General features: G+C 34.0%; 18 protein-coding genes and 1 tRNA gene. 2 read left to right on the top strand and 17 right to left on the bottom strand.

The genetic code is table 11. The annotated features are described in order from the left end of the window. Positions 1 to 105 precede the first annotated feature (105 nt). The 10 genes from EZ428_RS15120 to EZ428_RS15075 all read right to left on the bottom strand — a co-directional run bounded on the left by EZ428_RS15120 (position 106) and on the right by EZ428_RS15075 (position 12,760). Entirely contained in the window at positions 106 to 1,410 is a 1,305-nt protein-coding gene (locus EZ428_RS15120; RefSeq protein WP_131553998.1) for an MBL fold metallo-hydrolase, read from the bottom strand. Positions 1,411 to 1,656: 246 nt separating this feature from the next. Next, the gene (locus EZ428_RS15115; protein ID WP_131553997.1) at positions 1,657 to 2,007 is read right to left on the bottom strand and encodes a DUF2304 domain-containing protein; all 351 of its coding nucleotides are present in this window, start codon (positions 2,005 to 2,007) and stop codon (positions 1,657 to 1,659) included. After that, on the bottom strand, positions 2,004 to 2,687 hold the full coding sequence (locus tag EZ428_RS15110; protein ID WP_131553996.1) for a glycosyltransferase family 2 protein: 684 nt from the start codon (positions 2,685 to 2,687) through the stop codon (positions 2,004 to 2,006). The genes EZ428_RS15115 and EZ428_RS15110 overlap by 4 nt, the downstream gene beginning before the upstream one ends. Beyond that, the gene (locus EZ428_RS15105) at positions 2,684 to 4,156 is read right to left on the bottom strand and encodes a glycosyltransferase family 39 protein (protein ID WP_165501788.1); all 1,473 of its coding nucleotides are present in this window, start codon (positions 4,154 to 4,156) and stop codon (positions 2,684 to 2,686) included. The genes EZ428_RS15110 and EZ428_RS15105 overlap by 4 nt, the downstream gene beginning before the upstream one ends. Positions 4,157 to 4,255: 99 nt before the next feature. Next, positions 4,256 to 4,867 (bottom strand): hypothetical protein, encoded by a 612-nt coding sequence (locus EZ428_RS15100; protein ID WP_131553994.1) that lies wholly within the window; start codon positions 4,865 to 4,867, stop codon positions 4,256 to 4,258. Positions 4,868 to 6,136: 1,269 nt separating this feature from the next. Further along, positions 6,137 to 8,974 (bottom strand): porin family protein, encoded by a 2,838-nt coding sequence (locus EZ428_RS15095; RefSeq protein ID WP_131553993.1) that lies wholly within the window; start codon positions 8,972 to 8,974, stop codon positions 6,137 to 6,139. Beyond that, the gene (locus EZ428_RS15090) at positions 8,964 to 10,241 is read right to left on the bottom strand and encodes a 6-bladed beta-propeller (RefSeq protein ID WP_131553992.1); all 1,278 of its coding nucleotides are present in this window, start codon (positions 10,239 to 10,241) and stop codon (positions 8,964 to 8,966) included. Before EZ428_RS15090 ends, EZ428_RS15095 begins: the two co-directional genes overlap by 11 nt. Then, positions 10,234 to 10,848: a hypothetical protein gene (locus EZ428_RS15085; protein ID WP_131553991.1), complete on the bottom strand. Its 615-nt coding sequence runs from the start codon at positions 10,846 to 10,848 to the stop codon at positions 10,234 to 10,236. Before EZ428_RS15085 ends, EZ428_RS15090 begins: the two co-directional genes overlap by 8 nt. Positions 10,849 to 10,967: 119 nt before the next feature. Continuing rightward, positions 10,968 to 11,420, bottom strand: a complete 453-nt coding sequence (locus EZ428_RS15080) for a hypothetical protein (protein ID WP_131553990.1) — start codon at positions 11,418 to 11,420, stop codon at positions 10,968 to 10,970. Between the two features lie 74 nt (positions 11,421 to 11,494). Continuing rightward, complete coding sequence (locus EZ428_RS15075; protein ID WP_131553989.1) at positions 11,495 to 12,760, bottom strand: 6-bladed beta-propeller; 1,266 nt, start codon at positions 12,758 to 12,760, stop codon at positions 11,495 to 11,497. A 213-nt stretch (positions 12,761 to 12,973) separates the two neighbouring features. On the opposite strand from EZ428_RS15075, the gene EZ428_RS15070 reads away from it, so the two are divergent. Beyond that, a complete protein-coding gene (locus EZ428_RS15070) occupies positions 12,974 to 13,261 on the top strand; it encodes a RagB/SusD family nutrient uptake outer membrane protein (RefSeq protein ID WP_131553988.1) in 288 nt (95 codons plus the stop codon). Between the two features lie 23 nt (positions 13,262 to 13,284). On the opposite strand, the gene EZ428_RS15065 is transcribed toward EZ428_RS15070, so the two are convergent. The 6 genes from EZ428_RS15065 to EZ428_RS15040 all read right to left on the bottom strand — a co-directional run bounded on the left by EZ428_RS15065 (position 13,285) and on the right by EZ428_RS15040 (position 18,702). Beyond that, complete coding sequence (locus tag EZ428_RS15065; protein WP_225871073.1) at positions 13,285 to 14,940, bottom strand: hypothetical protein; 1,656 nt, start codon at positions 14,938 to 14,940, stop codon at positions 13,285 to 13,287. A gap of 337 nt (positions 14,941 to 15,277) precedes the next feature. Continuing rightward, a tRNA-Ser gene (locus tag EZ428_RS15060) sits at positions 15,278 to 15,364 on the bottom strand. A gap of 94 nt (positions 15,365 to 15,458) precedes the next feature. Continuing rightward, a complete protein-coding gene (locus EZ428_RS15055; protein WP_131553987.1) occupies positions 15,459 to 16,451 on the bottom strand; it encodes a YihY/virulence factor BrkB family protein in 993 nt (330 codons plus the stop codon). A 3-nt stretch (positions 16,452 to 16,454) separates the two neighbouring features. After that, positions 16,455 to 16,865: an acyl-CoA thioesterase gene (locus EZ428_RS15050; protein ID WP_131553986.1), complete on the bottom strand. Its 411-nt coding sequence runs from the start codon at positions 16,863 to 16,865 to the stop codon at positions 16,455 to 16,457. Further along, positions 16,865 to 17,920: an endolytic transglycosylase MltG gene (mltG, locus tag EZ428_RS15045; protein ID WP_131553985.1), complete on the bottom strand. Its 1,056-nt coding sequence runs from the start codon at positions 17,918 to 17,920 to the stop codon at positions 16,865 to 16,867. The genes EZ428_RS15050 and mltG overlap by 1 nt, the downstream gene beginning before the upstream one ends. 8 nt (positions 17,921 to 17,928) lie before the next feature. Next, complete coding sequence (locus EZ428_RS15040) at positions 17,929 to 18,702, bottom strand: PASTA domain-containing protein (RefSeq protein ID WP_131553984.1); 774 nt, start codon at positions 18,700 to 18,702, stop codon at positions 17,929 to 17,931. A 119-nt stretch (positions 18,703 to 18,821) separates the two neighbouring features. Between EZ428_RS15040 and EZ428_RS15035 the strand changes: the two genes are divergently transcribed. Further along, positions 18,822 to 19,805 carry a D-alanine--D-alanine ligase gene (locus tag EZ428_RS15035; protein ID WP_131553983.1) on the top strand — a complete coding sequence of 328 codons (984 nt, stop codon included), beginning with the start codon at positions 18,822 to 18,824 and terminating at the stop codon, positions 19,803 to 19,805. Between the two features lie 69 nt (positions 19,806 to 19,874). Here the strand turns inward: EZ428_RS15035 and EZ428_RS15030 are convergent, their stop codons facing one another. Next, positions 19,875 to 21,299 (bottom strand): MATE family efflux transporter, encoded by a 1,425-nt coding sequence (locus tag EZ428_RS15030; RefSeq protein ID WP_131553982.1) that lies wholly within the window; start codon positions 21,297 to 21,299, stop codon positions 19,875 to 19,877. Positions 21,300 to 21,451 lie beyond the last annotated feature (152 nt).

Here is a 21,451-nt window from a genome sequence, read left to right as displayed (position 1 = left end):
CTTTTTCACAGAAAATGATTTTAGATAATTAAGAGATTAAGGAGGTTGATATCCAGATTTGGTCATTAAAAAAATATGTATAAAAGACTATAGCAAGTTGAAATTTTAATCATGATAATCTGCATTGACTTTTCTTTCCAAAATTATTCCAATTATTTCTTCCCTTCTGTTGATTAGAAATTGAATTCCCTTATAGCTAAAAAGCATTTTAAAGATAGATTTTACACTTAATTTATTGTCGATTAGTATACCAAAGATAATCTGCCATTTTAAAGGAATCTTATTCTTGTTTGCAATTTCAAAATGGGCACCAACGATAAAATTATCTGTTCCGTATGCAGTACTAAACCAATGATATATGGACTCGCTTTGAACTTTAATGTGAGGAACGATGTTGTGTTTTTTATCTGTTTGGAGAATTCCTCTTTGAGCATCTAGATTCACTATGACCTTTAAGTCTACTATTTCAATATAAAAATTCGGCAAAAGTTTTGTGAATATCCAATAGTTACTCCTAAGTGTCTTGCAGTATGCCTTACTAGCTTCTTCAATATCTTCGTATTGATATTTGGTCTCACGGAAGAGTACTTTTAATTCGTTTTCTAATATTTCTGCTTTGTTTATGGCAATTAAGTCGTCTTTTTTACTATAAACTAGTGAGTCGCCAATTTTTACATCTAATATCCTGGTGTCGAGATCCAATAACTCGTCTGAGCGAAGCATCGAAGAGTTTTGATCGAAACTTTCTGGAGCTTTATAATAATGGTATGATGCAAAAGGGAATATATATTTCACATCAAAAAAAAGAAAATTGTTTTTAAAATTTTTTTTCAATTTTGTTTTGATCTCAGCATCATCCTTTTTTGGGTAAACGAGTAACTTTCCTGCATGATTGAAGTTTGTTAATATTATATCAACGGATTTAATTCGTTTACTTAATAGCTTTCTAGAGAGCGAAGGTAAATTACAATCGTTGTAATTTAGTATGTTGCCGTATACCGACTGAATTAGCAGCATATTATCAATACCTGTTGTTGGATACCTAATAATTTTTATATTTTTATTTAGATAGTATTCTTTTCGTTCTGCAAAAGGTATAATTTTTTTAAAGCCTAAGCTTTCCATTACATTATTTAATTGAAAATTATAGGAATAGTTTCCGATAACAACTATATCGGGGTTAATTTCTAAGATTTTTTTTAGAGTTAGAATATGAAAATGATCGGAATGGAAATGAGATATCCAAAGGTGAGTGGCATTACTGGCTATTTCAATAGCTTTATTGTTATCATAGCGGAGGCCCCAACCATTTTGAAAACATGTGCCAAAATACCATGGATCGGTAAGTAATTTGATGTTTTCAATTTCGATTAAAACGCTAGCATGGTTCAAATAATCAATTCTTATCATAATTTATTTTTTAATACTGGGTTCGTCGGTTTGTTTATTTGTTAAAAGGCAAGAAAATAAGAGCAGTTTACAAATGTTAGGAAACAACAATTATGCGTTTTTAAATAGGTATGCCTAATATTTCTGTATAGCGAACTAAATACGGTTTTCTAAATAATCTGATAAAAGCTGTTATCGACCTACATTGATTTCTTATGAAATGATTTGAAATCCAATAAATTTCAACTAGGCAATGCATTAGAAATATTATTCCATTCTATTTAGCGGACCTTTTGGGTTTTTAACATCTTTAATACTTTCCTTTCGAACAATTTCAGTAATCTGTTCTTGCTGTTTTCTTATTTTGGAAAATAATTTTATAACAATGAAGAACAATAACAAAAAGGAAAAATAGAAAAGCATATCTACTCCCCTCCCTGCACCTAATAGATTAGCAAGCCTTGTGGTAGTGTAGGGGAAAAATATAAGCGTACCGCAAATAGTAATAATTAAAACTCCAATAACAACAGCCAGTCGAGATGCGTTAAATTTCGAGTAGAAATAGGCGCCGATAGCTAATATACAAATGATTAAAAGTAACTGAATTGATGTTATCATCTGAAAATTTTGTTAAGTAGAATATCTTGCAATACCTTGAATCCATCAAATTCTGTCTGACCTTTATTTATAGAATAAGCTGTGTATAGCACCTGCATTGGGAATTCTGTATATTTTAACTGATTGTGTTTTACATCGAACAATATTTCTGTGGCGTGTGCCATTTTGTTCTCACGAAACCTAAGTAATTTTGCTGTCTCCTTGGTAAAAGTCCGTAATCCATTGTGTGCATCACTTAAAAGTATTTGTGTTATTGCAAAATTGAAGTAACGAGCACACATTAAAAGCATTTTTCTTAACTTAGGAACTGATTTTGAGCTATTGGTCAAAAATCGGGAACCAAAAATGATGTCATATTTATTGACTATCATATGGTTAAGCATATGCTTTATGTCTTCTGGGTTATGTTGGCCATCGCCATCAAAGGTTACGAAATATTCGTAACCTTTGTTTAACCCAAATTCAATCCCTGTTTTAATGGCCGCACCTTGTCCGAGGTTTGTTAAGTGGCTTAAATAAAAAATGGGCAAATCGTATAAAATCTCGTATGTATTATCGGAAGAGCCATCGTCTACAACGATGATTATGTAATTTCTATTAAGCAGTCCCATTATTGTCTCTTTAATAACAGTTGCCTCATTGTATGTAGGTACAATTACGCAAGTTGAATACGGACTCATAGTTTTTTTATTTTAAATACAATAAATTCTTCATTTTGATAAACATATTGGAGGTTATCCTTAAACCCTAGAGCATTGATTTTATTAGCAGGGAACTGAAAATAAGTTGCTAAATTTCGACGCAATACGAGATAGTCCCCAATTTTTAGGAGATCATTCCAGTTTCTATATATCATTGCCGATTGACGGCCGGTGTACAATGTCATTGCCCGTGGCCTAAAAAATATAATAACATCTTTTTCTTTTGTATTGGTTTTTATGAAGTGAAACATTTCTGTGCTTGATGCGTTTTCTGGCCCAATCTGCTTAGTCAATTTATTTTCATCAAGAATTGAATAGATTTTATAAAAATTTAATAAAATCAATATCACAAATACTAAATGAATTGGTTGCAGTTTGCTTTTGAAGACATCAAAATATGAAACTCCCAAAGCCAAAAAATAAATAAGAAATGGAAAGAACATCAATAGGTATCTGTATTCTAAGAAGGGCCAAAACAAGAAGGTTATTGTGATGAGTAATAGATAAATAGCTGTATGAATTTCTTTCATAAAATTAGTGACCAGGCCAATTAGGAACAAAATTGTTATTAGGATGTAGGTGAAATTATTCATACCTGGATAGATCATATCGCGTATTTTATCAATATAAAAGGTTATTGCTTTTAACGTATGGTTAACACTTACAAGATGTGAGTCATTAAAATGGGATAAAAAGCCACTTGGAAGTAGGGATGATATCAATAAGTAAAAGGAAATAAAAATTATATACGGCATAACTAGCCATTTTAAATAATCCATGCTTGGCTTTTTAAGAGATTTATACTGGAAGGACTCCCGAACCTGCCAAAAAAAGAGAGCCACGCCTAACATTGCACCTTCAGATCGTATGCAAAAAGAGAAGTAGATCGCTAGACCCAAGAATATGGATTTTATAAGATTGTATTTTTCATACTTATAATTATGTATGCTGTTTAGAGAGAGAGTTACAAAAAACAAAAAAGGTGTTTCTGTTAAGACTACATTAACATTGTCAATATATCTAAAACTAGTTCCTAGGTACAAGACTATCAAAGAGCTTGATGTTTTGTCTAACCTTCTGTTTATCAGTCTATAGAACTGATATAGGAACAAGACGAGAAATAAGCACTTTAAAAGTTTAAATACAAAAATATTCAAACCAAATAAGTAATAAAATGGACTTAAGATTATTGGCCATCCCCATGGAGCAAGAGTTGGACTAAAAGTATGAATTGTTGAATTGTCTATACTAAATTGATTGTTCTGTTTCACAATAGCAATTGTTCCATCTGTAATTGCTTTAGCTTGATTAATATAAAGAGCAAAGTCATCACCCCAATTATGCCCTGGTTTAATAAATATAATACATAGAGAAAGGATGAAAATTAAAATAATAAAAAGTGGTAGGTTTTTAAAAAAACCAGTCCCTTTCCTGAAAAAAGTATTCATTATATGTTTTTGGATGTTCATCTTTTTATGTATAATTTTTTACCTTAATCTCACGATTTGAAATTTTTAAACAGCTAGTTGATATTTATGATTTAACGATCATAAATACCTTTGTAAGTACTTCAAGTATTTTTCTGTTACTTCAGGTATTTCTTTTCGTGGTACAAAAATTTTCTCGATGGTGTAATTAGAGCTTAACAGGAATATAAATGGCAGATCTGTTTTTTCTATCACGGACCCAAAAGATTTTGATGTTTTAAAACCACGAATCTTGTTGTTACCTATCAAAGAATCTTTTTCCGATGGGCTATTCTTGAAATTTGTGATAATATAGACCTGGTCATTCATACCCAGTTTATCTATGATCTCCAATATACTTTTTGGATTTACTGTTTCTAAGCTTTTATTTGTGTACTTAAATATGATTTTTGGTTTTCCATGCGTTAATTTTTTAAAAGTTGTAACCCCAAGATTAGCATCCATCAATTTCATAGTTGAGTCGATTTTTTTACCTTCGCTTGTTAACACTACAAAAGGATAGTTATTCCAGAAATAATTCTTCGTTGAATCTCTGTCATATACTTTTTTCCTGTTTTTATAGAACAGCACCATATCAATTGCAGGAGATGCCTTGCCTTTTTTCATCAGTGCATACACAGATAACATGGTTGAAATAACTAGTAGGATTATTAATGATTTATTTGTTTTCATCGTCGCTCTAAAGTTGAATTTTTTGCCAATTATAGACCAAGTTATGGCTGTAGATCATTAACAATAGGATGTAAACAAGAAAGAATAGACTAACGATTTTCTTCACTTTTTCTGTTTTAATTTTTATGTAATAATCGTTCACGCTAATGGGAACGATAATAAGTAGCAGTGCAAATGAGGGGATGTACATATACCTGTCTGCCATAATTGCTGGCCTTGTCATAGGTATTATTTGTAAGACAAGTATTATCTCAATAAAAAAGAACAACATACAAAACAAATAGAATGATCTTATTTTGGATTTAAATAAAATTGGAAAGCAGGAGGTCAAAAAAGTAATAAAAAGTAGAGGGTATATATAATAGTTGATTGGAAAGGAATCATTTGGTTTTAATGGAAATGGGTAGTGATAATGTAGATAGGAAGGGATTAGCTGATTAAAAAGGTAAAAACTAAGACAATAAAAACTAAGAACCACTCTCTTATAAAGCGGATACTTTACCATCGGGATAAATTGGTCAGTTACCAAGTGATTCAAGCTTATGGTTAACATTCCAAAAAGGAATGATATAAGCAAAGTCGTGGCAATAAAGGCTAGAAGTTTTCTGTCCGTTCTTAGTTTCGTTTTTTTTAAAAAAAACAATAACGAAATAAAAATCATTGGTGTTATAAGTGATTGTTCCTTGCACATGCAAGAAATAATAAAGAAAAGTAGACTTAAGAAAAGGTCGATTGTTTTTTGGCTTTTAATTCCGGTGATAAAATAAAAAAGAGACAATAAAGAGAAAAAACTAAATAGTACAACTTTGGACGCAGATATCCATACTACGGACTCAACATTTAGTGGGTGTATACACCATAACAAACAAATAACATAGGATATTTTTTGAAAATTGGGAACGTTAAAAATGATAAGAATCTTTCTTGAGAGATTATAAACGAGGACTGCATTCAGTAAATGGATTACAAAAGAAAAAAGATGATAATAGTATGGGTCAAATCCATTTATCTGATAGATAAGGTAATAGTACAACGTATTAATTGGGGAGTATTGTATGTCGTCTATTCCAATGAATAGTCTATAAAAATAGCTTGAGTTCAGGTCTAAACGGTAGACAAACTCATTCTTCAACAACATCCATGTGTCATCTGGGTTTGCAAAACCTATTTCTGAAATACCAGAGTAAATAAAGCTGCAAGACAACAAGATAAATGCAAAGAACAACAGTTCCGTTGTATCTATCTTAATTTTTTTCATAACATACATCATTAATTACCTTGAGGCTGAACCTGATTTTTTCCAAAGTATCTAGGGAAATACGATAGTGTAACCATAAAATATTGTTGCAATATATTTCTGTTCCCCTGTAGAATTCCGTTCGGGGTAATTGAGGTAAACGTGTTTTGGTTTTGCCTTAAGAGGTCAAGCGCAGAAAACTTTGCTTCGGCCTGGTTTCCTTTAAAAAATCTAAAACCAACGTTGGCGTTCCAGATAGTGCTTTTTATGGGATCAAAATTACTTGTTTTGTTTATGCTTGTAGCAATGTCACTAATGAAAGTTATCTTTTTCGTAGCGTATACCTTAGTGCTTAAACCAAATCCATATCCTTTTGATATGTAACTTATATTCTTTCCGGAAAAATTCTGACTACTGTTTAATAAATTAAATGATGTTTTTATCCCGGCTTCAAAATAGGTGCTGTAACTATAGTTGATGTTTAGAATATTTATATTATTTATCCTTGAAGTCCTTATTTCCATCTCATTAACAAAATTTGGATGCACGCCATAGCTTAATTGGCCAGAAAATCTTAATTGTAGCTGGCTAATGGGATACTTGTAAATTTTTTGTAGCGACCCTGAAAATGTTAAGTCCTTAATGTTTGCATTTACTGTATATTGTGTAATACGGCCTAAAGTGTCATATGCATTGCTATCTGCAAAACCATCTTTAGTTAGGGTAGCTGTAATTCTTAGGCTATAGTTCAGCGTGTTTTTTATTTTTAATGTGTTATTATAAATAAACTCTAATTGATGGTGTTTGGATGGCTGTAATTTGGGGTTCCCGGCATCAACGAGCCAGATATTTGTACTGTCTATTAATGGTGCTAACTGTTCAATTGATGGGTAGGTAACGGAATTGCTATAAACTGCGGAATAGTCTTTCGAAAATTTATTCAGTTGTTGATTACTATATTTAATGCTGGCGCTGGGCATAAGGTAGGCATAGGACTTCTTTATATTCTGAAAAAACTTGATCGATTCATTATTTTGTTTGAAAACTTCCAGGGCAGAAGATATGTTGTAGCCCCATGTCTTATCATACCTATCAGTAAGGCGACTATGAAAAAAATCTGAATAAGTTAATGATGGTCTAATTTTGATTGACTTATAGTGTGTATTATTACTTAAAAAAGTATTTTTAACTACTTGATTGCTATTTGTAGGGCTTATATCTCCAACAAAAGAAATTTTGTTATTTAAGAAATATGTTACACTATTAACTAGATTAATCATTGGCACGTTATTATCAGGAAAAAACAATTTCAGCAAGTTGTTGTATGCAAGTTTTACCTGATGGCTGTGATTATTAGTTTCGTTTTCGTAACGCCTATTAAAGTATCGATTAGCAGCAGTTATACTACTTGTATAATTGATGAATCTACTGCTATTGTTAATATTTCGGTTATCGCCATAACTATAGTCTAGGGAATAATTATATTTTTTTTGTTTAAGTAAATTGCCATAATGATTATACGCAAAAGAGAAGGTTATTCGATTGTCGTTGCCTTTATTTGTCTCCTTAGCAAGGTTTTCGCTGGTTTGGTTATTCAATAAGTTCGTCGAATTTTCCAATTGCTCAGATGAAGAACCGTAGCTGCCGTAGGAGAGTCTGTTGGTTATGTTTAGGCTTTCTTGTGGGCTACTATAAACATAGTTTGCGCTTTCGTTAAAACTATGCTGATTTTTTTTAATTGTCGTAGTACTGGTTCTGCTAAAATTTTTCACACCGTTTAGTATGGTTAAATTTTGATCGTTACTATTTTGAGTAAACTCTGTGCTTCGGTTAATCGCCTCGGCGTTCAACTTGTTTGTGTCGTTAAAATCATAAGCGAATTTGCCGCCAAATGCCCTTGCCACATTATTGCCAGGATTACTAAAATCACTCTCATATGTGCTTCCTGCACCATCGCCCTTAAATGCATTGTACCGCATCAGGCTCGTAAAGTTATCAGTGTTTTTATTCGTATTGTTAAGCGCACCTACTAGACTAAATTGATATTTGTTAGTAAACCCGCTAATCATCGCATCTCCATTATATCGTTTACGTGTTCCATATCCTAAGCCCAGCTTTCCAAAATACCCTTTTTTATGACCATCTTTGAGCGTGATATTTATGGTTAAATCAGGGTCTATCAAATTTTGATCGGAACGATTGTTTTCCTTATAGATCTGTACCTTGTCAACAATGTTTTTTGGTAGGTTCTGCAATGCCACAGTTGGGTCTCCTCCCATGAACTCTTTTCCCTCGACAAGTAGAGTCTTTATTTTTTTGCCATTAACGGTGATTAGTCCATCACTCCAAACGGTTACACCAGGCAATTTTTTTAACAGGTCCTCAACAACGGCATTTGTGTCTAATTTGAAAGCGCTAGCATTGAATTCTATGGTGTCCCCCCTTACAACCATTGGGGCTGGAGCACTTATGTTTACCTCCTGCAAATCATTTGTAGCCAACTCGAGATTCAGTGGCCCCAAGTCAGTTTTACCACCCTTTTTTGGAATGCTAAATTGTAAGCTCAACAATTTATAGCCCACATAACTAATATTAGCCTTTAATTGGATGGCAACTGGGAGCTTGTCCAGTTCAAATTTCCCCATTCTATCTGAAAGTTGATAAGCTAACAAATTAGAATTTGTTGAGTTGTAGATAGCTATTGTAGCAGCAGACAGAGCATAATTATGTGTAGAATCTCTAACAATGCCGGTTACTGAGCCCAACAGCGCTGTACTGTCTTTTTTTTGAGCATATAAACCTACACTCATAATCACGAATGCAAATAATAGTACTCCAAATTTAAGGTACTTTTCTTTTTTAAAGTGCATCCCTCAGTTTAAGTTCTACTAGTACCGGATTGTCTGTCATTTTCCCTACTTTAAAATAGCTTATTAACTCGGGACTATAGATTGTTTTTTTATCTTTCCTATCCTTGTGGGTACTAAAAAGCAATTGAGATGAGATAGATGAATATAGAACATTTGTTTCCCCTACGTTCAAGTCTTGCGAACTTGCCTTTATGAAATCTTCATATGCCCTTTCTGAATCAAAGATTGGTAGATAATAGTTGCTTGCATCAGGCAAAATATGATTGAATGCGTAAAGAGTTCCGGATTTCGTATTATAAATTAGATTTTTTAGGTTTTCCAAATTATCCTTTTTGTTATTCCACCATTTAAAGACCAAATTATTCCCAATTAAATAAACGTTGCTTAGAAAGTTAATTTTTGATGGATTTTTAGAAGAAAAATAGTCGTCTGCCTTGTTATAGTACTCGTCGTTTGAAAGGAAATCGTCGGCCATACCTAATTTAGCTGGAAATATGATTCGACATAAAGTATCCAAATGGCCTAAGGAAACCTTATAAATGTTATAATCATAGCTATGGGTAAAAAGAAAGCCGTCAAATTTTTTCGAAAAATTTAGATTGACACGTCTATAATATCTATTATCAACTTTATCGAGATTTGTAATATTTTCCGCATTAAATGGAATCTGTTGATCTTTAATATTGCCTAAAGAATCTATGAAAAGGATCAAGTTTCTTTTCCCTGAATAATTTGAATTATAATCATTATAGGTTAGGGCAATATCGGAATTGATAAATTTTGATATTTGACCTAATGATACAGCTTCTTTGGAAGCAATGGGAACATTTTTTATGTTTTTGCCTTCAAAATTGAAATATTTCAATGTGCGCTCATTTCTTGATAAGTAAATGATCTCATTTCTCCACTTGTTCACAGTAAAGTATTGAATCCTGTTGCCTTGGTTTGAGGGGTTCCCTCCAGCTATCTTTTGATAAAACTTCCCGTTTTTCGTAAACAATAAAATACAGTTGGTATCATCATCTAAGATTATAAAATATTTTTCGGTTACCTCCAATTGCTTAATATGGCCAAAAACACTTCCTTTGGTGGTCTCTAAAGGAATATAATTAACCGAGCTAAAGACCTGTGATATATTTGCGCCGATAGCATCACTTGGGTCTATGCGAAAAGTCCTCTCGTCTTGATTTGCCCCTTTTTGCTGGGAGACTGAAACAAAAGTGTTTAAAAGAAGTATAAATGTACAAATTGTCTTTAAGCTAGTCATGTTTCTCCTTAATGAAAGTATTTATATAACTGAAGTACTCCCTAGTTTTGTCGGGATATTCCTTATATGGAAAGAAAATTTTAGAAATCCTATTATCTGGACCTAATATAAAGAAAAAAGGTAAATTTTTGCCTTCCAGTGGAAGGCCAAGGCCTTTTATAGGTTCTTTTACATCATAAATTGGCAAGAAAAAATTTAAGTATTTGGTTTTAACTATAAAATCTCTTGAGGAGTAAGAATCGGTAACAATTAAGATGTTGTCATTAATTAATTTATTATTTTCTTCCTTAATTATTTTAAATACAGAATTTACACACATTTCACAGTCACTTGCTGAATACCTAAAGACTAGGGTATGTTTTTTCTTTGCTAACTGACCTATTTTTCTCTCTACTAGATTGGTGTCAATTAGAATTGTTGACTGGTCAATCAGTTTCCCATCTGAAGGCACGATAAGCCGAACGTAATTGTTGAAAAAAACATCTTTCAAATTGGCAGAATTGATTGGTTTTCTATTATCACGATCACGAGAGCAACTTATATCAAAGAACAGCGATATAAAAGAGAATAAAAATAAGTATATAGTAATTCTTGGTTTCGGTTTCATTTATTTTTTTTAAAAAAAGCATAATTGAAATAACCCAAGGAACAGTTTTTTAAGAATTTTGTCCCTTGGGTATCCAATCAATATCAATTTAGTTTCCTTAAGTTAATGTATGTTTTTTCTTACATGTTGGGAATGCCCCCTGGAATTGAATCCGTAGGTGTTTCTGTCTGTGTCTCATCCATAACATCCCACTGTGGACAATCTCCTACGATACCGCCACTCATGGAGATTTCATTGCATTTTGCATTGACATTGTCCTTAAATTTACAATCACGTACAGTCGCGTTAACAGTTACTATTACTTTATAATAATGCACGCCAATTTTCTTTCCTTGCAAATCAAGAATGTCAGTGGAAGCCGTTGTTGTAGAACATTTGGCACACTGTTTTGTATACGAACCATCTTGGGTTGAATAATCGAAAAGATGTTCAGATACTTTACATTGAACACTTTGGGTTGTATCTGGTGGCCCTGTATCTTCTATGCCTTGGGCAATTGCTATGTTATTCTTAAATAACAAACTGGAAGCTAAAAGGCCAAAGAATAGCCCGAATAAGATGAATTTTTTCATTTTTTTTGAATTAATTAAATTGGTTTTAAATTTTTAAGAAAACATTGTATTGAGAGTATTTTTGCCACATACCCTTATTTAACATGTAGTTTAATGATGATAGGATTGGATTGATTAGTCGAGCTGGTTATGAAATTATTTAGAGTTTTGTTGTGCTTTATTGCCGAATTCACATCGTCTTGTAAAGCATGAGTAAATAGAGATTCGGCGGAAATGTCAGTATACAGGCATGAGTTATCTGAACCTAAAATTTCATTTGAGGTTACTGGAAGAAAATAAGCAGTTTTATCCATAAAGATATTTTCGAAATTAACTACTTCCTTAGTTCTCTTGTTGTAAAAAAAGGATCGTGGAGTCATCCCAAATGAATATGTACAAAAGGTTACACACTTATCATTTACAGTGAAAAGATTTGTTAAACTATAAATCTTTTTATCATTAGCCTTGTTGCTTACGTATGATATCCTTTTATTCATGTACTCGTCGTTTGTCATGAAATCCTCAGGAAGTTTATTTTCTTCGGGCAGCATAAATCTATAGATTGATTTTACGTTGCCGCTATCTAAGTTATATGCGTCATAAGTATACGGGAAAGCTAATATGCAGTTTTGATAATCGCTGGTGTAAAAATTCTTACGGACACTATAGAGATCTAAATCATTAATTTTTTTAGGATCGTATGGAAATAAGGCTTTCTTAATATCAGTAAGGTTTTTCGTGAAAAAGAGATTAGAGAATTTTGACTTTGGATCAGTTAATGCTTCGTTATCAGTATAATAATTGGATCTATAGTAAATGATATTTGAATTACCTGAACTATAAAATGTCCGGTAATAAAAGGGATTCATTATCTCTTTGATCTTGTTTCCTTTGAAGTCATAAAAGATCATTTTATTTTGATTGGAATCATTTATAATTATTTGCGAACTAGTTCTATCTATTGTAAATGATTTGATTTTCTTGTACGATTTTGTTGTTGTCAGTCCATAGTTTGATATTTTAGAAGAGAATTTTCCATTCTTAAAAAAAAATAGTATAGAATTAGAAGACTGATCGTATATGATAAAATAATCCTTGGTAGTTTCCATGGAAGTTATTTCTGCAAAGAAGCTATTCTTTGTGGTTTCTAGTGGAATAAATTCAACGGTATCAAATACAGTTGAAAGTGCAATAGGCTTCTTGATTGAGAAATCGACATCGATTGTTTCTATTGGTAAATCCCTGAAAATTTCTTTTACATTGTTGATATTGTTTCTACAAGATGATGATACAGTTAAGAATAATGAGGTAAGTAATAGGAATGTTAATTTATGTGGTAATAATTTTTTTAAGTGAGCCATGAAGTTGTATGTTTTGAATTAAGGGATTTTAGGTTCCTAATTATTTTATTTATTTGGTGAGACTCAAAACTATATATTATTCTTCTATGCCAATTTTTTTTACATTGAAACAATATTAACCATAGGTTGAGATTATATTTTTATTTTTAGAAAATTGCCGGTCCAGTTCAGTTTTTTTTTGGGAGTAGAGGAATACCTGGCTATGCAGAGGCGATGAATGAATACTTGGATCAGCCAGATGCAAGTGTTTACCAATACTTAAATTCGGTAAGGCAAGGTGTAAATATGCCTGCACTACCAATTTTAGCGGTTGATAATTCTAAAGTAGGTATGCGTAAGCGTATTCAAAATGAGCGTCGCGTAGAATTAAAAGCTGTTGATAATAGCCCTGTGAATGTAATGAATGCACGTCCATCAACAAAGGAGCTAACCGCTACAGGACTGAATGTAACTAGCGAGGCTGCGGGTATAGCTGTATTTTATAAACCAGTGGTTATTTAAACAAGAGTGTTTACGGATAAACATTATTTGGCACTAATCTTCACCTCCTTAAACATAAACAAATTATCGCTCACCCTTAGTGCTTTATTGCTTGCCGATGTAATGGTCTTAAGGGTAACTTCCTTAGTTTTAACATAAGGGAACTTTTCTTGGTAGGTAGTGTCTTTCATTTCGGGGTTGAAATTAGCGAAGATGGCAGGGCCTTGGTAATTATCAGGGTGCTCAGCGTCGTCTATCTTTAGATTTTCAATGGTAATCTTTTCTGGCATGTAACAGGTATAACCGAAATTATGCTGACCAGTATTAGCTCCACTGATGATGGAAGCACTAACAGGTTTGCCGGCTGCCGGTATAAATATGCAGTTTCTAATAATCAATTCGCCCTGCCAGGTGCTGCCATAGTCTGAGCGTAGGTTAACAAAGCTACGAGCACGAACGGTAGAATTCTCAATGATTAAGGTGCCAGAGCCAATGGCATTAATACCCATGTGGCCAAGGGTAGAATTTTTAATGGTGGCATTGGCAACGCCTTGGTGGGCATCAAACCTAGAGAGGATACAGCCATCATAAAGTAGGTTCTTGCAAAAGTTTGAACCTAAAATTCCCCAGTATTTGCTGTCGTCTATGCTGTTGGTCTGCGTACAATTAACAAAGGAGATGTTAACTGCACGGTTTACAGAAAGGTCGTAGGTGCCCATGGTAACAGGCTTGCCAGCTGCCCCAATGGTGCTGTAGGCAAAATGCCCAGTGAGGAGTGTATTCTTTACCGTTACATAAGCGCATTCGCCTATATTGATAAAGCCCCCATAAGGCGCACCATGGTCTCCTTCGTCTTTAATGTAGTGTTTCATACCTTCAAGTAGCACATGAGATCTCCTGATGGCTATATTGCGGTTATAATAGTTGTATTTTGATTCTTCTTTATTGGCTATTGTGGTGAAATTACCTCCTGTAATCTTCAGTTCTTTCTCATCAATGGGTAGGGCGGTCATGTCTGTAATTTGATCGAAATCCCAGATAATGGGTGCCTTCATGTCAACTTGCCCATTTTTGTCGACCAGAAAGATATCTGTTTGCGAAGAGCCATTGTTTTGGTTTAGCCCAAAGCGGATGTATTGTTTAACGTTTGCATTTATTGCCGTGATTAAACATGGACCGGGTAAAGGCACATCTATTTTCGTTTGATTTTTTTTAAGTGAGGTGATGGTTTTTAGTTTAAACGATTGAAGTGCCGAACTTACCGTGAAAATAGGGGCGTTGCGGTTTTTTACTTCGGTATCATCAATAATGAAGTTTGCCGTACCAAAATCGGTGTTAGTTTGAATGATTGCAGTACGCTCCTTGCCACTAATATAGTAAGTGGCGCCGTCATCTGCTTTAACCAAAAGGCCGTGCAAGTTGGCGAATGCATGTGTGGCGGCAATGGCGTCTATATCATCGGTTTTTCCATCGCCTTTGGCGCCGAAGTCGCTGTAGCGAACAGATTTAGCGGACTTAAACTTTAAGACATCCTTAGGGGATACATTTACCTGTAATTCATCCTGGGCGTTGGTATACGCTTTGGTTGGCTGATCGTTGTTAGTGATCACTACCTTATTTTCTAGTGGATTCTTTTGTTGGGCCTGCGTGCCAGTTATAGAGTTTAAAAAAAGGAGGAATATTAGGGTATATTTCATCATAGGGATTTATTTGGTCTTCAAATGGTGTAAACGTGTTTGGTGGATTAAGATATGTAAAATTTGGGAATAAAAGGAAAACGCTTGGGCTCCTCTAAAAGCTATTGCGTGAACAAGAACCTTAAACCTGACGTCATTCCAGTGCAAACGGAAACCCGCGAAGGGCTCAGCGTAGGTAATCTTAAAACGTAATATATATCTGTTCAGACTTTCATTAGCATTAGGATTGCCTTCCGATAGCTATCGGAACGAGCTGGCAATGACGACATAAACAAAGGTTCAGAAATGTTGATATATAAAAAAAAGCCTTTAGTTTTCACTAAAGGCTTTGATTACTGTGCGGAGAGTGGGGGATTCGAACCCGCGGACCCTTTGACAAGTCAACAGTTTTCAAGACTGCCGCAATCGACCACTCTGCCAACTCTCCGCGACAAAAGTACAAATCCTGTTTAAATCTGCAAACTGTGAATGAATGTTTTTTTAAAAAAGATGCTAAGCGCCTATAACAGAGCAATAAAAATTTACGATTTACTTAGTTTTTCATCAACAGGGGTTGATTTTTTGAACAAATTGAAGTTCGGCCTGATGATTTTTACGCTTCTTTTTGATAAATCTACACTTGCATTTAGCTCAAAACCTACCAATAAAATCAAAGAATTTAAATAAAGCCAGATCATTACAACAATTAAAGTACCAATAGAACCATAGATTTTATTGTAAGAACCGAAATTGTTAATGTAGAACGAAAATCCCCAAATGGTTAAGAAAGCAAGGATGGTGGCAAACCATGAACCTGCACTAAAGAATTTCCATTTTTTTGCATGGGCTGGCCCATAGCGATACAAAATGGAAACGGTAATGAAGTATAAAGTACCTAATAACAACCACCTCACAACATCAATTGCAAATAAGGTAATGCCACCTTTATAATGTAATTCCCTTTGTAGGTAGTTTAACACAATTTCGCCCATGGCCATTGCTACAATACAAACAATAACAGATAAGGCAATAACTACCGTTAAAACTACCGCTACCATTCGTTGTTTTACCCAAGTTCTGGTTTCTACCAATAGAGACGATTTGTTAAAGGCAACCATTAATTTATGAACGCCATTGGTTGCAAAAAACAACGATAACACAAAACCCACGGATAGTAAACTTCCATTTTGAATGTTTACAATTTCCTTTATGGTAGTTTCAAAAGCTAAATAGGCATTGTTTGGTAATACTAAAGCCAGTAAGTCCATCAAGGTATCTTGAAACTCAAAGCTTTTTGGGATATAAGGAATTAAGGTAAACAAGAAAATGATGGCAGGAAAAATAGCCAACATAAAGTTGTAAGATAATGAAGAAGCTTTATTTACCAATGCTTCTTTTCCAATCTCCTTAAAAAAGAAAGTAGCAACTGTATAAAGGGGTAAAGGGCTAAAACCGGGTAATACACAAACTTTTGTCCATTCGATAAATAACGAATAGATTTTAAGTTTTAGTAATTGTTTATGTACCCAATTCATTTTTTACACAAAATATTGCCTTACGTTCTCCATGAAATTTGCAGGCGGCTGGCAAGGTCTTCTGCTGGCTTTATTTACAAACACTAAAACCGTTTTACCAGTATTGATTAATTCATTTGCCTCATTGTAAATTTCGTAATCTACAGTTAATTTTATAGAAGGTTTTTCTTTCACAATAGATTTAATGGTTAATGTTTGATTATATAATGCTGGTTTTAAAAATTTAGATTGCATCTCTAAAATCGGCAACATTACACCTTCAGATTCCATCTTCTCATAAGTCATGCCAGAACAAGCTTCAAAACATTCTGTTCTTGCCAGCTCATAATATTGAGCATAATTGCTGTGATGTACAACACCCATTTGGTCGGTTTCTACATAGCGAACCTTAACCTTGCTTTCGTATACAAACATTATTTATAGATGTTGCGTTTGTTCATTGCTGCCCTATATTTATTTGCATTAATTTCATGCTGTTCTCTTGTCTCTGCAAAGGCATGGTAACCAGAAAAATCTTCCTTGGCACACATATAGATATAATTGTTGTTTTCTCTGTTAAGCACTGCATCAATTGCATTAATACTTGGCATCATGATTGGTCCTGGAGGCAAGCCAGCATATTTATAGGTATTGTATTTAGAATCTAAAGCCAAATGCGAATTAAGCACTCGTTTAATCGTAAAATCATCATTGGCAAAAATTACAGTTGGATCGGCTTGCAATAAAATGCCTTTGTTTAAACGATTTAAATATAAACCTGCAATTGTTGGCATTTCTTTATCATAAAGTGCTTCAGAATCTACAATAGAGGCTAAAATTGAAACTTGAATAGGGCTAAGGTTTAAAGCTTTGGCTTTATTTTTACGTTCTTCAGTCCAAAATTTGTTGTACTGTTTTACCATTTTCTCAAAAAACTCTGTGGGGCTCACATTCCAATACAACTCGTAAGTGTTTGGAATAAACATGGTGTAAACATTCTCGGTTGTGAAGCCATATTTTTCTACCAAAGCCGCAGAATCCAATACCTTAATGAAAGACAAAGAATCAGCCTCCATGTTTTTAGCTAGGTAAGCTGCAAAGTTTTCTTTTTTCCTGATGTTTTGAAATTTCAGTTTTACAGCATCTTGATTGCCAGCCTTTAACTTATTAATTAAGGTACGGTTGTTCATTCCTTCTTTTACAGCATAACGACCAGGTTTTAGGTTTTTAGGCAGATTCATCTTTTCAGCTGCTTCTTCAAAGGCATCTGGATTTTTTAATATGCCTTTTTCTAATAGGTTGTGTAAAAAGCCATTATAATCCATACCAGTTTTAACATAAATGTACTTTTGGCTTCCTGTAATGTTTCCTGCTAAATATGTTTTATAAATGTTTAAACCAAAATATCCGCCTATGGCTAGGGCAACTAAAATAATGGCCAATATAATTTTTGTACTTTTTTTTGCTTTTTTATCGTGTTCTAAAATCATTTTTAATACTAGTTTTTTGGTTTGTTTGATAGGGTAATGTTTACAGGTGTGCCTAATTTAACCTTTACTAAGGTGTCTGCTACTAAAGGGAACTGAGTAACCACAACAGCACTTGCAGAATCTGTTACCGGGCCTTCCCAGGTTACTGTTCCCAATGTTAATACAGAACCTCTTAAAGACATTTTAACCTCGTCAATGGTTAACCCTGTTAGGTTTGGCAATTCAACATCTTCAGGCCCACGACCATCACCAAGTGTTAAGTTAATTCTTGAACCTGTTGGTAAAGCTTCTCCACTTCTAATCAGTTGACCTCCAAAATAAGCTTCTAATACCACATCCTTTGCAACATCTGGTTTGTAAGTGGTATCGCCCAATTTTAATCTATAGCTTTCTAAAATGGCTTGTGCTTCTCTTAAGGATTTATTCTCAATATCTGGGAATTTTACATTTGGGGCTTGGGCGGTATTTATAGTCAGGTAAATTGTTCTGTTTCCTTTAACAAAAGTATTGGCATCTGGATCTTGGTCGGTTACAATGCCCGGAGGTTTGTCCATTACATAAACAGAATCTATTTCATAGCGTAAACCTAATTCTTCTAATTTACTTACAGCTTGTGCTAATGGCAAACCTTTAACTTCTGGTACATTTAATCCTTCGCCATGTTTGGTGTAATATCTTAAGCTAAAAAAGGCGATTAATAAGATGCCTACAACAGTACAGGTTGCCGCAATGAGATTGTTTCTAAAAGACTTTGTTTTAAGGTAGGCAATAAAGTTGCTCATTTATTTTTCTCGTAATAGATGTATAACGTTCAAATTTAGTTTAAAAAAATATTTTATCTCAATTAAAATCAAATCTGCATCAAACTAATTTATATTTTTGGATGTATATTTTTAAGAACATGAAGAAAACTATTGCATTATTAACTGGCGGAACTACTGGAGAATGGGTTGTATCTGTTAAAAGCGCAGCAACCATTGCTCAAAATCTAGATTCGGATAAGTTTGAGGTCTATAAAATAATGCTAAACGAAAGTGGCTGGTTTTACGAGCCTGCAGATTCTGTTAAAGTAGCCATTGATAAAAACGACTTTTCATTAACCATTGCTGGCCGTAAGATTAAGTTTGATGGTGTTTTTATTGCCATCCACGGTTCGCCTGGAGAAGATGGGAAATTGCAAGGTTATTTTGATATGATTGGCTTGCCTTACACAACATCTAATGCTTTAACATCTGCAATTACAATGAATAAAGGCTATACAAAGGCAATTGTAAACGGGATAAAAGACTTAAATGTTGCCAAATCTGTACAGATCTTTAGAAATACTGGTTTTGATATCACTACTATTAAAGCAGAGTTAAAACTGCCGTATTTTGTGAAACCAAATAGTGGCGGTAGCAGTATCGGAATGACAAAAGTTAAGCATGCCGATGATTTAGAACCTGCTTTAGAAAAGGCTTTTAAGGAAGACGACCAAATTTTAATTGAAGAATTTGTAGAGGGTAGAGAGTTTTCTGTGGGGGTCTTTAAAGCCAAAGGCGAAATAAAGATTTTGCCTGCTACTGAAGTTATTCCATCAAATGAATTTTTTGATTTTGAAGCAAAATATACACCTGGTGCATCTGAAGAAATTACCCCAGGAAGGATGACAGATGAAGAGAAGAATAGGGTAGAAGAGGTGGTAAAAGCTGTTTATGAAAAATTAAATTGCAATGGCGTAGTGCGTATAGATTATTTTTTAGAGCACGAAACTGGTAAATTCTACTTTATAGAAATCAATACCATTCCTGGTCAAACCATTACTAGTTTTATTCCTCAGCAAGTTGCTGCTTACGGTATGGAATTGAAAGACTTTTATACGCAAATTGTAGAAGAGTCTATTTAGATAAGAAAGTTAGAAAGTCGGAAAGTCCGAAAGTTTGTTAAGCTTCGGACTTCACCGACTTTCGGATTTCTAAACCACTTTATGCTTCCATTTACCTTTTTTAAATAAAATAAAGGCAGCCAACGTAATTCCAACTTCTGCAGTTGGTACGGCAATGAAAACGCCTGTAGGGCCTAAATTTAAATACTTAGCTAAAAAGTAAGCAAATGGGATTTGGAAAAGCCAAAAGGCAATTACGTTTATTCTCGTAGGTGTCCAAGTATCACCTGCCCCATTAAAAGCACTTATTAAAACCATTCCAACTCCATAAAGTACAAAACCATAACTTAATGTTCTTAAGGCTTCAACTGCAACCTTTTTAATCGCTTCATCATTAGTGAAAAATGACGCGAAAATTGGTCCGCAGGTTAAAAATAATACCGTAACCGTTGCCATAAAAATGGTGGTATATTTCATTGTGGTAAAAACAGATTGCTCTGCTCTATCCATATGACCAGCACCCATATTTTGCCCAACTAAAGTGGCTGCAGCATTACTTAAGCCCCAAGCAGGTAGCATGAAAAACATCATTAAGCGTAAAGCAGTCTGGTAACCAGCAGAAGCATTATCACCGCCAGTTGTAGCTACCAATTGCGCTAAAAATATCCAACTACATGAAGCAATAACGAATTGCAAAATGCCTGGAGCAGCAATTTTAATAATAGCTTTCATTTGCTCCCAATGAGGTTTAAAATAAGCGAACTTAATTTTAAGCGAACTATTTCCTCTTACTAAATGGAAAATCTGATAGCTTACCCCAATGCCCCGACCTAAAGCCGTAGCCATTGCAGCACCGGTTAAACCAAAAGCTGGTATTGGACCCAAACCCCTAATAAATAAAGGACAAAGGATACAATTGGCAATATTGGCAATTAATAAACTTTGCATGGCGATAGATGCATTGCCAGCACCCCTAAAAATACCATTGATTAAGAATAACAACATAATTACCGTGCTGCTTCCCATCATGATCTGAACAAACGTTGTTCCTTGCGTTGCTGTTTCTTCAGATGCGCCCATGATCAGTAGAATATTCTTTGCGAATATTACGCCTACAACACTGATGATTACATTGATAATCATGGCCAAAACAATGGTTTGCATACCAGCTTTTGCAGCAGCTTCTGGATTTTTTTCTCCAATCCTACGAGCAACAACCGCAGTTGCTGCCATGCTCATGCCAATTGCAAGAGAATAAATAATGGTAAGTACAGATTCTGTTAGGCCAACAGTTTGCATGGCGTGACCGCTGTTTGGCAGGTGACCAACAAAATATAAATCGACCAATGCGAAGATTGATTCGAAAATCATTTCTAGCATCATTGGAATGGCTAGCAGCACAATTGCTTTGCTGATACTAATAGCAGTATAATCAGTTTCTTTGCCAATAATTGCTTGCCATAAAACTGAAAAAAAATTAGAAAGACCACCCTTGGTCTTAGAAGATTGTAACATTTGAAAAAGATAAAGTATAAACCATAAGATGCTTATTGTTTTAAGCATCAATTATTTGATAAAAGAATGTGGATTTAGCTGTTAACAGCCAAATTTTTCCCTCGATACTATCATGGTTCAATAGAGTTTGATGTTGCAAAAATATAAAATAA

This window comes from Pedobacter frigiditerrae (assembly GCF_004331645.1).
GTDB lineage: Bacteria > Bacteroidota > Bacteroidia > Sphingobacteriales > Sphingobacteriaceae > Pedobacter > Pedobacter frigiditerrae.
This window is presented reverse-complemented; position numbering and strand designations above follow the sequence as displayed.